Origin of the sequence: Marinoscillum sp. 108, from assembly GCF_902506655.1 — a bacterium.
Lineage (GTDB): Bacteria > Bacteroidota > Bacteroidia > Cytophagales > Cyclobacteriaceae > Marinoscillum > Marinoscillum luteum.
The window spans coordinates 1,672,517-1,687,990 of sequence record NZ_LR734808.1 but is presented as its reverse complement, the minus strand read 5'-3'; the positions used below and the strand labels follow the sequence as shown (position 1 = coordinate 1,687,990).

12 protein-coding genes are annotated in these 15,474 nt (G+C 45.9%); 8 read left to right on the top strand and 4 right to left on the bottom strand.

Annotated elements, in window-relative coordinates:
* Positions 1 to 141: 141 nt before the first annotated feature.
* The 6 genes from GV030_RS07065 to GV030_RS07045 all read left to right on the top strand — a co-directional run bounded on the left by GV030_RS07065 (position 142) and on the right by GV030_RS07045 (position 9,758).
* On the top strand, positions 142 to 1,152 hold the full coding sequence (locus GV030_RS07065) for a PorP/SprF family type IX secretion system membrane protein (protein ID WP_159581207.1): 1,011 nt from the start codon (positions 142 to 144) through the stop codon (positions 1,150 to 1,152).
* Positions 1,153 to 1,166: 14 nt separating this feature from the next.
* Entirely contained in the window at positions 1,167 to 7,166 is a 6,000-nt protein-coding gene (locus tag GV030_RS07060; protein ID WP_159581205.1) for a gliding motility-associated C-terminal domain-containing protein, read from the top strand.
* Between the two features lie 129 nt (positions 7,167 to 7,295).
* Positions 7,296 to 7,493 (top strand): hypothetical protein, encoded by a 198-nt coding sequence (locus GV030_RS07055; protein WP_159581203.1) that lies wholly within the window; start codon positions 7,296 to 7,298, stop codon positions 7,491 to 7,493.
* Between the two features lie 6 nt (positions 7,494 to 7,499).
* The gene (locus tag GV030_RS21685; protein ID WP_370519057.1) at positions 7,500 to 7,751 is read left to right on the top strand and encodes a type II toxin-antitoxin system RelE/ParE family toxin; all 252 of its coding nucleotides are present in this window, start codon (positions 7,500 to 7,502) and stop codon (positions 7,749 to 7,751) included.
* Positions 7,752 to 8,246: 495 nt separating this feature from the next.
* Positions 8,247 to 8,621 (top strand): type II toxin-antitoxin system VapC family toxin, encoded by a 375-nt coding sequence (locus tag GV030_RS07050; protein ID WP_159581201.1) that lies wholly within the window; start codon positions 8,247 to 8,249, stop codon positions 8,619 to 8,621.
* A gap of 216 nt (positions 8,622 to 8,837) precedes the next feature.
* Complete coding sequence (locus GV030_RS07045; protein ID WP_159581199.1) at positions 8,838 to 9,758, top strand: glutaminase; 921 nt, start codon at positions 8,838 to 8,840, stop codon at positions 9,756 to 9,758.
* A 201-nt stretch (positions 9,759 to 9,959) separates the two neighbouring features.
* Here the strand turns inward: GV030_RS07045 and GV030_RS07040 are convergent, their stop codons facing one another.
* The 4 genes from GV030_RS07040 to GV030_RS07025 form a co-directional block, all read right to left on the bottom strand.
* Positions 9,960 to 10,427: a hypothetical protein gene (locus tag GV030_RS07040; protein WP_159581197.1), complete on the bottom strand. Its 468-nt coding sequence runs from the start codon at positions 10,425 to 10,427 to the stop codon at positions 9,960 to 9,962.
* 463 nt (positions 10,428 to 10,890) lie between these two features.
* Complete coding sequence (locus tag GV030_RS07035; protein WP_221413296.1) at positions 10,891 to 11,415, bottom strand: hypothetical protein; 525 nt, start codon at positions 11,413 to 11,415, stop codon at positions 10,891 to 10,893.
* Between the two features lie 361 nt (positions 11,416 to 11,776).
* Positions 11,777 to 12,706, bottom strand: coding sequence for a hypothetical protein (locus GV030_RS07030; protein ID WP_159581194.1), 930 nt, complete (start codon positions 12,704 to 12,706; stop codon positions 11,777 to 11,779).
* Between the two features lie 215 nt (positions 12,707 to 12,921).
* Positions 12,922 to 13,308: an HU family DNA-binding protein gene (locus GV030_RS07025; RefSeq protein ID WP_159581192.1), complete on the bottom strand. Its 387-nt coding sequence runs from the start codon at positions 13,306 to 13,308 to the stop codon at positions 12,922 to 12,924.
* A 516-nt stretch (positions 13,309 to 13,824) separates the two neighbouring features.
* Between GV030_RS07025 and GV030_RS07020 the strand changes: the two genes are divergently transcribed.
* Complete coding sequence (locus GV030_RS07020) at positions 13,825 to 14,229, top strand: hypothetical protein (protein ID WP_159581190.1); 405 nt, start codon at positions 13,825 to 13,827, stop codon at positions 14,227 to 14,229.
* 152 nt (positions 14,230 to 14,381) lie between these two features.
* Positions 14,382 to 15,464 carry an efflux RND transporter periplasmic adaptor subunit gene (locus tag GV030_RS07015; protein WP_159581188.1) on the top strand — a complete coding sequence of 361 codons (1,083 nt, stop codon included), beginning with the start codon at positions 14,382 to 14,384 and terminating at the stop codon, positions 15,462 to 15,464.
* Positions 15,465 to 15,474: the final 10 nt, after the last annotated feature.

The window sequence follows — 15,474 nt, the reverse complement described above, 5'->3', positions numbered from 1 at the left end:
GGGAATTGCGGAAGTTTACCGATGTATCTTCCGGAGTCCCTGAAACAAGCTATTAACCGGTTGTTTTTTAGCAACTGTGGCATTTCGGGTTTAATTTTAGGAAGATGTTTCTTAGCGAAACTTGGAGGTAAAATTGGCGAAATGAAAAAACTTTTACTTACTGCACTACTGGGCGGTGCAATGACCTGCCTGCAGGCACAGGATGTCAGGTTTACACAGTTCTATCAGGCACCGGTCTATCTCAATCCCGCTTTTACGGGAGCCTCTGGGGCTGCCAGGGCCGGGATCAACTACCGCAAGCAGGGTAACTCAGAGGAGGCGGCTTATACTACCTTTTCTGCCTATGCTGATTATTACTTCAAGGATTTTTATGCCAGTGCGGGACTCCTTTTTATCTCTGACGAAGATGCGTACAGTGGTTATATTTCTCAGACTGTGGCCGTTCCATTGAGTTATGATTTTTCTATCAATAAAAAAGTGACCGTGAAGCCTGCACTTCAGGCTTCCTATACCCGTCAGGGGATCGATTTTAGTAAATTTCTTTTCTCAGATCAGATAGATTCTGATGGCAATGTGAGTGGAGGCGGCACCTCTGAGCCCTTAGCTGTCAATGACCGCATCAGCTTTTTTGACGTCTCTGCCGGAGTGCTTACCTATGGCGCCAACTGGTGGTTTGGCTACTCCATGCACAATATGCTGGAAAACAATATCTCTTTTGTGGAGGGTGGAAACGCCACCCTGCCCATCAGATACTCCGTACATGGAGGTGTGAGCGTGAGCCTGGCCGAAAAGGGCCGAAAGTCCAGGTCAAAGCTGAGAAGATTCGTGATGCCCACCTTCAACTACGTGGCCCAGGGGGGCTTCAGTCAGCTGGATGCGGGAGCCATTCTGCAGTATGAACCAATCCTCTTTGGAGCACTTTACCGGGGGATACCCAATCCATTTAGCGAGGGTGAATACTCCGCAGTTTCCTGGATCATCGGTGTGACCAAATTTGATTTCTCTGTGGGCTACAGCTATGATATGCCGCTCAATAACAGAATTAATCCGGGAGGGGTGCATGAAATATCAATTTCGCTCCTGTTTGATCCCTCTGATCCTAATGCTACCCCACGCTCCGCCAAGCGTCTGAAGTGTCCGATCCCATATTAATACCAAACCAGATCATGAAGAATTTATTGACTGCAACCATCGTTTTTCTACTCTTCAGCTCCTCTGCTGTGGCTCAAAACTGGAATATTGGACTTACAGCGGTGAACGAAACTTGTTTTGGAGCCAATGATGGAGAGATTGAACTTGTACTGACCGGGAGTGGGGTTTCCGGATACTCTTTTACCTGGGAAGTGTTTGAATCAGCTGACCTGGTCACTCCCTATGCCTCCGGTACGGTGGATAATCCTTTTGGGACCAATGTTATTGATGGTTTGTTTCAGGACGACTGGACAGTGACAGTGACCAGAAGTACTGCTAATACGCCCAAAACCAGGACTTCTTCCATCACCGTAGGTGGTTCCGCATCCCTTCTTTCAGTCACCAAGACGGTGCTTGATCAAAACTTGTGTAATGGAGATGCCTCAGGGTCAGTGCAGATATCAGCTACCGGAGGGACTGCTCCCTATGAATATGGTCTTGGTATAGGGGCTGGTGCCACTTCACCCTCTTATTCTGGGGGTTACACCGACAATGGAGGCCTGTTTGAGAGCCTTGCGGCAGCTACTTATGTGGCTTTCGTGCGGGATGCGAATGGATGTGTTAAGGCGAATACTTCAGGAGACTTTCAGATTACCCAGCCGACGGCTATTTCCATCGACTTTGATACGGTCAATGCCGATTGTAACAATCAAAATGGTCAAATTATCATCAATTCTATTTCAGGGGGTACTCCTTATTCAGCAGGGGCCGGTTTTCCACTGAATTTTGAAATTGAATGGCAAAATGCGGACGACGCTTCAGTGATTGCTACCAATGTGTCAGCCATTACCGCCCTGGACTCAGGCTCCTATCAGGTGATCGTCACAGATAAGAATGGCTGTACAGGAAGTACGCAAATGGATATCTACAAGGGATTCAATTTTGTGGTCAATGATCAGCAGGATGTGACGTGTACCAGTGACAATGATGGCTCCATACAGGTGAGGTTGGATACTGACTCGGAGGATGATGAGACTCCTTTCGAACTAAGAATCTATGATGGAGACATGACAGAAATTACCCTGATGCGCCAGACAGGGGTGGGTGTAGGAACGGCTGACTTTACAGGGCTGGGGCCTGATACTTATACGATCAGAGCTTTCGGTCAGACAGGATGTACTTTGGATGTAGAAGCTACATTGGCAGAGCCTGAAGCTCCACAGCTAGTGAGCGCCACACAAACACCGGTGATTTGTAAAACCGATGCCACCGGCGCCATTACATTCGTGGTAACCGGCGGATCAGGATCTTACTCTTACTCGGTAGATGGTGGTGCGAACTACTTTACTACCCCCACCATTGGCAACCTGACGGCCGGAGTGTACGATCTCTGGATCAGGGATTCCAACGGATGTCCGGTGGATGTGGCTGATAAAGAAGTGACAGAGCCTATCAAACAATGGGGGATGTCCTTTGTGAGTACCAGCAATATTACCTGCGCAGGGGCTGGTGATGGAGAATACACCTGGGAGTTTGATGCAGGCTTGGATACAGATCCGATAGTGGAGCCGGAGAATATTGTATGGGTAGACGTGAATTCGACGGATACCGTGGCTACGGGTGTGTTTTCCAAAACGGATTTGGAAGAAGGGGAGTATCGCATTGATGTCACTGCCAATTCGGGATGTTATCGTTCATTGACCTTTGATATTAGCGAACCGGCAGTGTTGGCTATTAGTGGTGTATCGCCTGAATTTTTGTGTCCTGCGGACCTAAGCCCTGATCCTACGGAAATCAACGTAACCGTGACCGGTGGTACCACACCCTACACTTTTGAGTGGAAAAGAGATGGTGGCGCTTTGGGGGGAGAGTCTGTGACCGACCTGGCTACCAGCTCCAAAATAGAAGATGTCACCAATGATCACGTGTATTCTTTTCATGTGACCGATGCGGAAGGTTGTACCACTTCCAAGTCATTTGATGTGACCATTCCTGATCCCATTAGCATTCAGCTCGTATCTGAGACAGATATTGCTTGTAAAAACGAGACCACTGGCGCTATCGACATCACCGTGACCGGTGGGACGCAGACCAGTGGTGGATCTTATTTTTTCAACTGGGCAAAGAACGGCTCGGCCGGATATGCCAATACGGAAGACATCAGCAACCTGGGACCTGGAACTTACCAGGTGACCATCATCGATGACAATGGGTGCGAGAAAATCGACCCCAATACCTACACCATCACCGAGCCAGCCACTACCTATTCACTATCCGGCACCATCACTGATGTGGTGTGCAATGGAGCCAATGATGGGAAGATAGTGGCGCTTTATACGCCAGAATCCGGTCACCCTAATGTGGCCAGCGTTTCCTGGACGAAGGACGGAGCGGCTTACCCGGCTGGCGATGGCATGACGACCATTACGGGATTGGCCCCGGGTACCTATGTCATGACCACTGTAGATAATACATATGCCTGTTCCAAGTCCATATCATTTGATGTATTGGAATATCCTGTGCTGAGCGTAAATCCTACGGTCACCCAAAACGAATGCTTTGGTGATGCAAATGGAGTCATAGACATTAGCCCGAGTGGTGGGTTGGAACTAGGTACTTTCATGGTCAGATGGACTCGTAATGGGGTGGCTCAAGCCGCATACAACGATCTGCTGTCTGTTTCCAACCTGGATGACGCGACCTATAAAGTCACAGTGACTGATGATCTGGGCTGTGCCAAGTCATCCACCATCGTGATGGCCTCACCTGACGAACTGATTGCAACTGCTGAGATTGTCAATGTGGCCTGTAAAGGCGAGTCTACTGGGTCTATCGATGTGACCATTACCGGCGGAGTAGCCGCGGGAGGCACTTATGACCTGGTCTGGACCAAAGACGGGAGTTCTTTTGCACCCATCACGGAAGACCTGTCCAACCTGGCAGCGGGGGTTTATCAGCTGACCATCACCGATGACAATGGTTGTGTCTCCGATCCTTTTGATTTTACAGTCACTCAGCCTTCCACAACCTATAGTATCTCAGGGGTATCTACTCCGGTTACCTGCAATGGCGCCAATGATGGTACCATTGACATTACCGTTAATCTGGGCTCACCTACGCACCCAAACCCCACAGACATCACCTGGACCAAAGACGGGGTGTTCTTTGTGTCCAACACGCTCGATTTGAAGCAGGGCAACCTGGAGCCGGGCACCTATGAGTTGACCACCGTAGATACTTACGGATGTTCCCGTTCGCTATCGTTTGACATAGTGGAGTATCCGGAGCTGGTGATGAATCCTACCATCACGCAAAATGAGTGCTTTGGAGATGCCACGGGTTCCATAGAGATTGACCCCTCTGGTGGCTATCTCGGCAGCAACGTCAGCTATTCCATCCGATGGTATAAGGATGGCACTGCTGTACCTTCCAAAAACAACCAGACCAGCTATACGGACTTAGCTGATGGGGTATACCGCGTGGTACTGAGCGATTACGCCGGGTGTTCCCTGGATTCTACCATCACTCTGGAAGCTCCGGAGCCAGTTTCAGCCACCGCCAATATTCAGGAAATTAAGTGCCGTGGGGACGAAACAGGCTACATCGCCCTGGACATTACGGGGGGCACTTCTCCTTATGTCATCACCTGGAAAGAAAATGATGCCAGTGGCGCATCATTCAGCAGTGCCGATTCCATTTTTGATTTGGCACCGGGCAGTTACTTTGTCGCCATCGAGGATCAGAACGATTGTGATCCATTCACGGCCACTTATGTGATCACGCAGCCAGCCACGGATTTTAATATTTCACTCGATCCTACACAGATCAAATGTACAGGGGAGAAAAATGCGGCAATATCACTGGTGATCGACGCTGGTGCCGGGCACCCCGATTCGTATAGCCTCACATGGTATAAAAACGGAGATGTGCTGAGTAGCCAGACGGGTGTGGGTGAGTCAGGCATTGTGCCTATACAAAATCTTGGACCGGCCACCTATTCGGTACTCGTGACAGATGCCAACGGTTGTGAACGGTCAGATGAATACACCATCACGAACCCTACTAAAATCTATTTCCGCCCTGAGATCTCCAATGTCACCTGCAATGGCTACAGCGATGGATCCATTACACTTGACCCTACAGGAGGCTATGGAAATTACACTGTTTCCTGGAAGAGTGAAGCAGCCGGTACGCTATCTGATACTGATTTTGACTTAGGAGATATCCCTGCGGGTAAATACACCGCCACCCTGACGGATAGCGAAGGGTGTAAGCTGGATACGATCATCTTCATGGATGATCCACTGCCTATCGTAGTGGCGTCTACCATTAAAAATACCTCATGTGTGGGTGGGGCTGATGGTGCGGTGACCATCACGCCGAGCAATGGCACACCACCTTACAGCTATCAGTGGTTGCTGGACGGGAAGCTGATTAGCACTGAGCAAAACCTGACCAACCTTGAAGCCGCTACTTACCAGTTGATCATTACTGATCAGTTTCAGTGTCAGTACAATTCGTCTGATTTTACAGTAGCCGATCCACCTTCCGAGTTTTTTATAGAAGGTACCATTACCCGGGTTACCTGTCATGATGATTTCAATGGGGAGATCGATGTAGAAGTGGAGATCACAGGTGAGCCTGATCTGGATTACTCGGTGTATTGGGAAAAGAACGGTGTACTTTTCTCTCAGAACACAGAGGATCTGAATGGAATAGGAGCCGGGACTTATGAGATCTTCATTGAGGATGAGTACGGCTGTATCAAAAGCAAAACGTTCAGTCTGGAGAATCCTGATGAGCTGGCGTTTGTCTTCGACATTGTAGATGTCTCCTGCTTTGGGGGCAATGACGGCAGTGTGTCGGCTCAGGTGAGCGGGGGCTATGGTACGTATCAGTTTAGCTGGCAAAAAGATGGTCTTCCGTTTAGCTCCACCAGTTCATTTGCCACCAACCTGGAAGCGGCCTTCTACAAAGTGACCGTTACAGATCTGGAAGGTTGTGCGCTCACGCGCACGGTGGAGGTGGCTCAGCCTGATCCATTCAGGATAGCAGTCACTTCTGTGAGTAACACCTGTGCCACCCCTTATGATTCTGAAATTGATGCCACCGTGACCGGGGGAATCATGCCATACAGTTTGCAGTGGCTGAAGGATGGACTTCCTTATTCTAAAGTGGAGGACCTGACGGGCATTCCTGCTGGGGTTTACCAGCTCCTGGCTGTAGATAGCAACTTCTGTGAGACGTCCTCCGTGGAGGTGACCATCACTTCACCGGAGCGACTGGGTGTGGATGTGATCACTCAGAAGAACAACCTCTGCCCGAATACGGAAAACGGAGCTATTACCTTTCAGGGAACCGGCGGTTCATTCCCCTATACCTATTCGTTTGATAGTGGTGCGTATGCTTCCAAAAACAACTTTGTGAACCTGGCTGGACGTAAGTATCTCGTGAGTGTGCTGGATGATGTGGGCTGTACGTTTGATACCCTCCTGACCATCGATACAGACTATGAACTAGAGGCGGAGTTTAGCCTGGAAACTGAAGAATTTGCCATCGATTTTCCGATTACCCTTACGGATGAATCTCTGGGCCAGGGCATCGAGAAGTGGTTTTGGGATTTTGGAGATACCCGAGCTGATGAGAACCAAAACACCACCGTGACCTACACCACACCGGGCGTCTATGTGCTGAAGCTTACCGTGGAGAATGAAGTGGGCTGTACCCTGTCCAAAACGGATACGCTTGACATTGTGCGGGGATACAATTTTGCAGTGCCTACGGCCTTTACGCCCAATGGTGATGGTAGTAATGAGAACTTCCGTCCGGGCTTCCAAAACGTAAAGGCCATGAGCATGCGGGTGCAGGACAGAAATGGTCTCCTCGTCTTTGAAAGTGATGAGCTCTCAGCTTCGTGGGATGGCAAATTCAATGGCCATCCGGTACCACAGGGTCCATACTATTACGAGATCAACTATACTGCCAAGTCTGGTGTGACCAGAAAGCACACCGGGAAGATCTTCGTGTTGAGGTAAGTGGAGGGACCCTTGAGGGCCTTCAGAGTCACCCTTCAGGCTGTGTCTGGATCACTTACAAAGTACAGAAGTACATGCCTTGATTCATTTTTGTTGGTTTCCGGCTTTCCTATTGTTTATCTTTGGATTATGAGTTCAATAGTCATCAATCCAAAGAGTTCGGAGGAGTTAAAGTTCATATCGGAGCTTCTGAATAAGTTAGGAGTGAAGTCAAAGGTTCTTTCTGATGAAGATACTGAGGACTTAGGCTTGTCCTTACTAATGAAAGATGTTGATCGTACGGATATTGCGTCCGATGATGAAGTTATGGCCAAACTCAAAGGCTAATGGAGGTTGTTTTCCTTCAGTAAGGATCTCGACAAAATCAAGAAACCAAAGGACCTTAAATCTGTAGCCGAGATCATAGAGTTAGTTAAGTCAGCTAAGTCTTTTGAAGAGGTTATTGGTGTTAAGAAATTAACAGGATTTGAAGACGCATTTCGTATTCGTTCTGGAGATTATCGAATTGGTGTTTTCGTCAATGGAAATACTGTTGAATTTGCGAGAGTAGCGCACCGAAAAGACATCTATCAAATTTTTCCTTAATTCTTCCTGGGTCAAAGGACGGATGGAAACCAACCCATCCAGCAATCTCTGGAATGATCTGGTTTGTAAGAGACAACTCGAACAAGAGCGGAGGTTACCGTCATTCCGGTTTTTGAGGAGCGGAGCGAATCAAAATACCGGAATCTCAAACGCGAAAGAGATTCCAGCCCTCCGCTGCGCTGCAGCCGGATGACGCCACAGACTCATCATGATTGTGTGAAGGTTAATTCAGGTTTTAGCATCAGGTATGTTACACTTGTGTGTCATCGAAGCTGAGATACCTTCTTCCATCTCTGTCTGGCCAGAACTTAGAAAGTAGTAATTCGTATATTTGCAACATGGTAACTGTTATAAAAAAGGGCTCACCAATACAGGAACAACTTAAGAAGCTCAACGAAGTGGTATCAAAGGAGCACAAGGGTATTTCTACCTCTAAATACAGTGGTATCCTTAAAGGTAAAATTGACCCTGTTAAGTACCAATCTGATCTAAGGGATGATTGGAAATAAGCTGTTTGTTGATACCAATATCCTGATTTATCTTTTGAATGGAGATAAGGAAATTACACAAATTCTTGAAGGGAAACAGCTGGTAATATCTATAATAACAGAACTCGAGTTACTGGCTATTCCGAATTTGTCAGACAGTGAGCAGACGGTAATCGAAGAACTCATTGGTGAGTGTCAAATAATTAATATCAGCTCAGGTATTAAGAAGGGAGCAGTTGAATTTCGTAAGACCAGAAAACTTAAATTACCAGACGCCATTATAGCAGCTTCTGCTTTCTATAGCAAATTGCCTCTGTTAACAGCCGATAAGGCATTTGACAGAATTCAGGAATTAGATGTAATTATATATTCGGCAGAATAAAAGGAGTTGGCGGGGCATCACTCCTTCGAATGCGGGGGTGCCATCGCTATCGATCCCGCTGGCCATACTGGAGATTCCAGCACTCCACTGCCACCGGAATGATGCCACGGGTTGTAAACTCCCAGTAAGTGATGCCTGTTTCTAATCAACTACAGATTTATCCAATGTAACTTTACGGTGTTTAAGCAGCAAAGTACCCACTCAAATCATCGTGCAATGACACCCGATTACGATCAGATCATCAATGAAATTTACAATGAGCTGAAAGATGCTCCGGATGAAGGGACGGTCGCCGACTATATTCCCGATTTGGCGCACATTGACAGAACCAAGTTTGGTATTTGTCTGACTACTTTGGATGGCAAACAAAACAAAGTAGGGGATGCCGATGAAAAATTTTCCCTTCAGAGCGTGACAAAGGTGCTGTCACTGTCCCTGGTGTTCAGTCAATTGGGAAATAAGGTTTGGGATAGGGTAGATGTGGAGCCCTCCGGGAATGGGTTTAATTCGATCATTCAATTGGAGTATGAAAATGGTTTCCCCCGAAATCCATTTATCAATGCCGGAGCGATTGTTATCGCCGACATGTTGGTCAGCTTGCACAAAGATCCCAAGGCTGTCTTTCTGAACTATATTCGGGGGTTATGTGGCAATACGGACATCCAATACAATGAAAAGGTGGCTTTGTCTGAAAAAAGTGTCGGCTATGGAAACTATTCTCTGGCTTATATGATCAAATCCAAGGGGAACCTGGTGAACGATGTGGATGAGGTGCTGGACTTTTATTTCTGGCAGTGCTCCGTAGAGATGACCTGTGCAGAACTGGCACAGACCTTCCTGAACTTTGGAGAAACAAACGTTCCATTTGGCCATGGGAACTACATGCTCACAGCAAGTCAGTCCAGAAGAATGAATGCGCTCATGCTTACCTGCGGGTTCTACGACGAATCGGGTGAGTTCGCGTTTGAGGTGGGACTACCAGGCAAAAGTGGGGTAGGTGGCGCTATTGTGGCACTCAATCCTTTGAGGTATTGTGTAAGTGTATGGAGTCCTCCTTTGAATGTAAAAGGGAATTCGTATAAAGGAATGAAAGCGTTGGAAATGCTAACGACCAAATTAGGCAGATCCATTTTTTAGTGGATTTGGTCTCGTTTCCTTCTTCTGGTGGTAAGGTCTTTGTGGGGCTCACGTCTTATTTACCGTCATCCGGTTTTTGAGGAGCGCAGCGATTCAAAATACCGGAATCCCTGTGGCGAGATTGCACCCTGGTATTTTACCCTCACTTGCCTGGCAGAAGCAAGCTGATTTGTGTGGGTGGTAAAGGTTGAAAATCACGCGCTATTTCACGCGTAAGTATTGTTCTATATTCAGCTGATTGATGCCAAGATCGTCTATTTTCTCTATTCCTATAGTGGTCAGTGTATCCCCAGTAATCTTATATTCAAACTCGAATGTGTTATTTTCCCACTCTCTGTAATTACAAAAATCTAAGTGTTCAGTATAATTTTTGCTATCTATTTTGCATCTGCCACCTCCTGATACGAAAATCGCCGTGCTGTCTTCTCCAAGATCATGTCTCAGGAAAGCGAAATGTGTTTCGTTGATAATTTTTATCAATTCCTGATTGATGGTGTAGTTGGTGATTGTCGTGTCTTTTCCCTGGATTATTGTGCCTGTGAGTAATTTCCAGGTGCCTGTAAGTGGAGGAGAAGAAAGGGCTTTTTGTTGGCTCACTTTCTGGCAAGACGTTGCCAGGAGAAAGGTAATAAGGGAGATGACGATAATTCGAGCGTGACAATATTTCATGAATTCTACTTTATTAATCGGGAAGCACTAAAGTAACCAAACCCACTGCGTCTGGCAATATGGGCTGCATAAAGACAGGGGAGGTACGTCCAGCCGCTCTCAATTGAGTATGAACGTCATATCTACCGTCATTCCATTTTTGAGGAGCGCAGCGATTCAAAATACCGGAATCTCAACCAACGAAAGAGATTCCGGCCTTCCGCTGCGCTTCAGCCGGAATGACGTGTCTGGCTCGTTGGTGTGATTGTGCGGTCATTTGGGGTTTGGGTTATCAGGTACTCAGTTCACACTTCATTTTAGTGTTTGTTGTGTGTCGTTGCTCTTTTCTGTCCTGTACTTTTTTTTGGTTTACGCTTATACTCGGCAATAAACTTGCTAATTTCCTCTCTGTCCTTTTCGGTTAGGGGTTCACTCTCAATGATGAAATCCACACCCTTTGGTTCCTTTATAAAGCTCATATCTTCTACGTTTTAAAATATTTCTCTACCAGTTTCTTTGAAGCATCTGTGGGTATAATCATTTTATGTCCTCCAAAATGATACGCACCTAAAGTTGTTTCATAATGTTTGATCAACTTGGTCTTAGCGGTGAATGCCACAAAACCTTCATGACCATGTCGAAATGAGAGTTTACAGGCATATGCAACCATGTTGCCAGGGACTCCTTCGTATAGCTTGTCTTCTCCTATGTTGAACGGCGCACTTTCAAGCAAGTTCATGTAAATATGATCACTTTCAATAGTTACACTCATTAAACCTTGGATCACCGATGGGTTATTAACAATCGTCAGTTTGAAAACTTCTCGTGAGTTATCCATCAATTCTGTATGCCAACTGAAGTTCCATCCTGCCTTCTTAGTTATAATTTTTAGATCATTTTTCGTCAATCTGGAAACTTCTGTTTGAAAGCTGTCTCCTGAAATTCTATTGCGAATAGAATCGGTCAAGTCATCAATCCAAAAATCAAGTTTTTCCTGTCCCATTGCCATTGAGTAAATTTAACAATTCTGAAGGGAGAAATATACTTATTTGGTTGGAACCAAACTTGCATAAAAAACTTACTCCTTACTATCAGAATGAACATAAGGGTTTGGGAAGAGTTCGTCCCAGTTAGCCACAATTCGGGCCAACTAACAGCCTTCCGTTTTATCCGGATCGTTGGAGACAACTCTAAGGCGGAGTATGAACGTCATATCTACCGTCATTCCATTTTTGAGGAGCGGAGCGAATCAAAATACCGGAATCTCAACCAACGAAAGAGATTCCGGCCTTCCGCTGCGCTTCAGACGGAGTGACCTACCTGGCTGGAGACAACTCTGATAAGGGCGGAGTGCCTGCTGTGATCTTTTTTTATTCGTTTTCAAGCCGAGATATTTTCTCCTCTAGCCGTTCGATTCTAGCTTGTTGAGCCTGATTTTGATTATTCTGTTCAATCAGATAAAGTGTTAGTTCCTCTATCTTCATTAACAGTTTGGCGTTCATCTCTCCTAGATTGATTCCGTTTTCAGTTACCTCAGCTTCACTTGGAATTTCTGGAAGATGGCCATTTTCGTTTATATGTTGTTCGACTTCTTCGAGAGTTCGAAGTTGGTAATTATCAGAAAAAACAAAATCTGACCAATTGGCCTCAACTTTCACTTCTTTGGATCGGATTGAACCATTAACAGCTAACCTGTAGCCCTCTAAATTAGTAGTTCCTATTCCAACACTACCGTCATTTTCAACTGTAAATCGTACATTTTGGTTGGCAGTAGCAGTGCCACTTGATAGTCTTAGTATTGGAAGACTGGCATTGCTTTCGACTTGGTTAATGTAAAGAGCAGCTCCTGTGCCGTTTCTTATGAAGTGATTGTAAGTTGTGTTGCTTGCAGAGGACATAAAGTTGTTAGATAGAATTGTTCCATTTACTTCAAATTCTTTAGAAGGGGTTAAAGTACCTATCCCAACATGTCCTGAATTGTCAATTACAAAATTCTTGCTCTGAGACCAATCAAGACCTCTTCCTATTATAAATTTATCTCCATCAGAGTTATCAATTCCTGCCACCCATCTTTGCACTCCGGTTAAAAGAAATTGTAGTTTTGAATCTCCTGTCCCATCTTGTTCGATGGTGAGACCAACGTTAGCTGAAACTTCTGAGTCATCGTGATAGAGATGCAGTTTGCTAAGTGGAGTCGATATGCCAATTCCAACATTTCCAGATGGAGTTGGAAAAGTGTTTTGGGCTAAAGCTGTCGACCAGCAAATAAGAAGCAAAATGGTAATCTTAATAGTTTTCATTTTAAATAATTGTAATCTGGAAGAAATTGATAATAACAACAAACCACCCGTTGTTACCCGGTGTATACTGTTTATTTATCTGATTGGGGCTACCAGCAGCAGTAAGCGGTTACCATCGGGGCAGGCCTTTCAGTTTGGTACAACAAACTAGCATTTCTTCACGTCATTTGCAATAGCTCTCCTGGTATAGGGTAGGGCTTATGGTACTGCTAGCCCTATTTTACTTTCTGAAAATCGATGGTCTTCAGCATGGATTTTACATCCTTATCCGGCAGGAAGCTGATCTTGAGACTGTCTATGTCTCTGGAAGTCACCGCCTCTGGGGTGTCCTGGCCTTTGCTCCGGGCATGGATGCTAAATGTCCCCACACCATCCAGTCGCACATTCATGCCACTGCCCAGCAGCTCGGGGATGATGGCTCTGAGGCTTTCGAAGACCGCCACTACATCGGCGCCACTCAGGGTGGAGTTCTTGCTGATCCTGTCTATAATCTTCCGGGTGTTGGCCACCTTCCGTTTGGTGAGCACAGGGTAATATTTGGTCGGTTTATCTCCGGCTATACCGGCGGGTCTTTTGCTGACTACTTTATAGTTGATGGCCATGATAGGTAGAAGTTGTTTGGTTTTACACCATGTTTTATCCAATGGTAAGCTATTGCTTTCTAAAAAGATACGTATCTAAAGTAAAAAAGATACCTATCTCATTTAAAAAAGATACCTATCTTAATAATAAAAGATACGTATCTTTTTACTCTTTTTCAGCCTTCTGTAGAGTGATTTATAGGCAGCTTTAGGGTAAAAACACGGTTTCATTGGGATAAAAGGGGGGTGTGGATGAAGTAACACCGGACTGAGGAACTCCAGGGACTACCATGCGGCTTTCGGGCGGCCTACTCAGAAGTGATCAATCCTTGTGCCAATCGGCCAGTGGTATCCGCTTATGGGCCATACTCCGGAGTGGTGTAGCAGGACAGGGCAGGCATTGAAAATAGGTCAACTAATTATCACTTTTGGTGCAACCAAAACCGACCTTTGCCAGTTTGATAACAATATTTTAATTTGCAAAGGCATTCTGAATAGTTATCTTGGTGTACTTTTGCCGCTTCGATGATAAAGACATTGATCAAATATCTTCTATCTCTGTGTATCCTTCTGCTGATTGGCCATGGTCAGCTGCATACACCTATCGATGACAATACCTTCAACGAAAGTTTCAGTGAGTTTGACAGCCAAATACTTGGCGTCCCTCACCACGAGCAGGGTTTAGTTTTTTCTCCTGCGACATCTGCTACCAAAAAAGAGGTGGCTATTATGGATGCTGCGGAGTATGAGGAAAAGGAGGATGAAAAGACGTCTTCCCGAAAACACCTCGGACCCAACAGTCATTATGCGAGCCATTTTTACACCCAGCTACCCGGGGACTATTTTCGATATCTCAAGAAAAGTCTGGCGCTTCGCAACTATTTCAACTTCTTCTCATCCTATGAGTCGCTCAATATCCTGCTCTGCGTGATCAGGATATAATACTTGTTTGGGTTTTCTAATACCCAAAATCCCTTCGGTTACTTCTTACAATGCTTTGCCTTCTTTGGATTCATCCAAATGAAATGTTTGCTTGTATCTGTTACACCGTCCAAAGAATCAATAATACCTTCTTAAAAAAGTTAAAAACTAACATGAATCGAATTTTCATTCTCATGAGCTTCTGTACAGTACTGCTCTACACAAGCTGTGAATCGCACAAAGAACATCACCACGAGGAAACTAAATTTTTGGTCACCAGTCCTATCCGAATGGACACCTCTATCACCAAGGATTACGTATGTCAGATCCGATCTATCCAGCACATAGAGCTGCGGGCTTTGGAAAAAGGTTATCTGCAAAACATCTATGTAGATGAGGGGCAGTTTGTGAAAAAAGGCCAGCTGATGTTTCAGATCATGCCCAGACTATATGAGGCTGAGCTGAGAAAGGCACAGGCTGAAGCCAGTTTTATCGAAATAGAATACCAAAACACCAAGAGGCTGGCAGAGAGCAATGTAGTGGCTCCCAATGAGCTGGCCCTGGCCGCAGCTAAACTCGAGAAGGCGAAAGCTGAAGTGGCTTTGGCGGAAGTTCACCTCAGTTTCACCCAAATCAGAGCCCCGTTTGATGGCATCATGGACCGGTTTCATGTGCGGCTGGGTAGTCTGGTGGATGAGGGAGAGCTGCTCACGGAGATTTCCGACAACAGTGCGATGTGGGTATATTTCAATGTGCCAGAGGCTGAATACCTCGATTTTGAATCCAATGTGAAGGCTACCGAAAAGACTGTGGTTAAGCTCCTGATGGCCAATAACAAATTGTTTGCGCACGAAGGGGTGGTAGAAACCATTGAAGCGGAGTTCAATAATGAAACAGGAAACATTGCCTTCAGAGCTACCTTCCCAAACCCCAAAAGGCTGCTGCGACATGGCGAAACGGGCAACGTGCTCATGACCACCCCGCTCAAAGGGGCGTTGCTGATCCCTCAGAAATCTACTTTCGAGATTCTGGATAAACGATACGTTTTTGTGGTGGATGAAGAAAATAAGATCCGCTCGAGAGCAATCAGTATTGTGGCTGAGATGCCGCACATCTATGTGATCCAGGATGGTCTGGATGAAAACGACAAGATACTTCTGGAAGGTCTGCGTCTGGTAAGGGAGAACGACGAGATCAGCTATGATTTCATGGAGCCCCTGTCCGTGATATCAAATTTGGAGCTGTATTCTGAATAATTGGAGACCT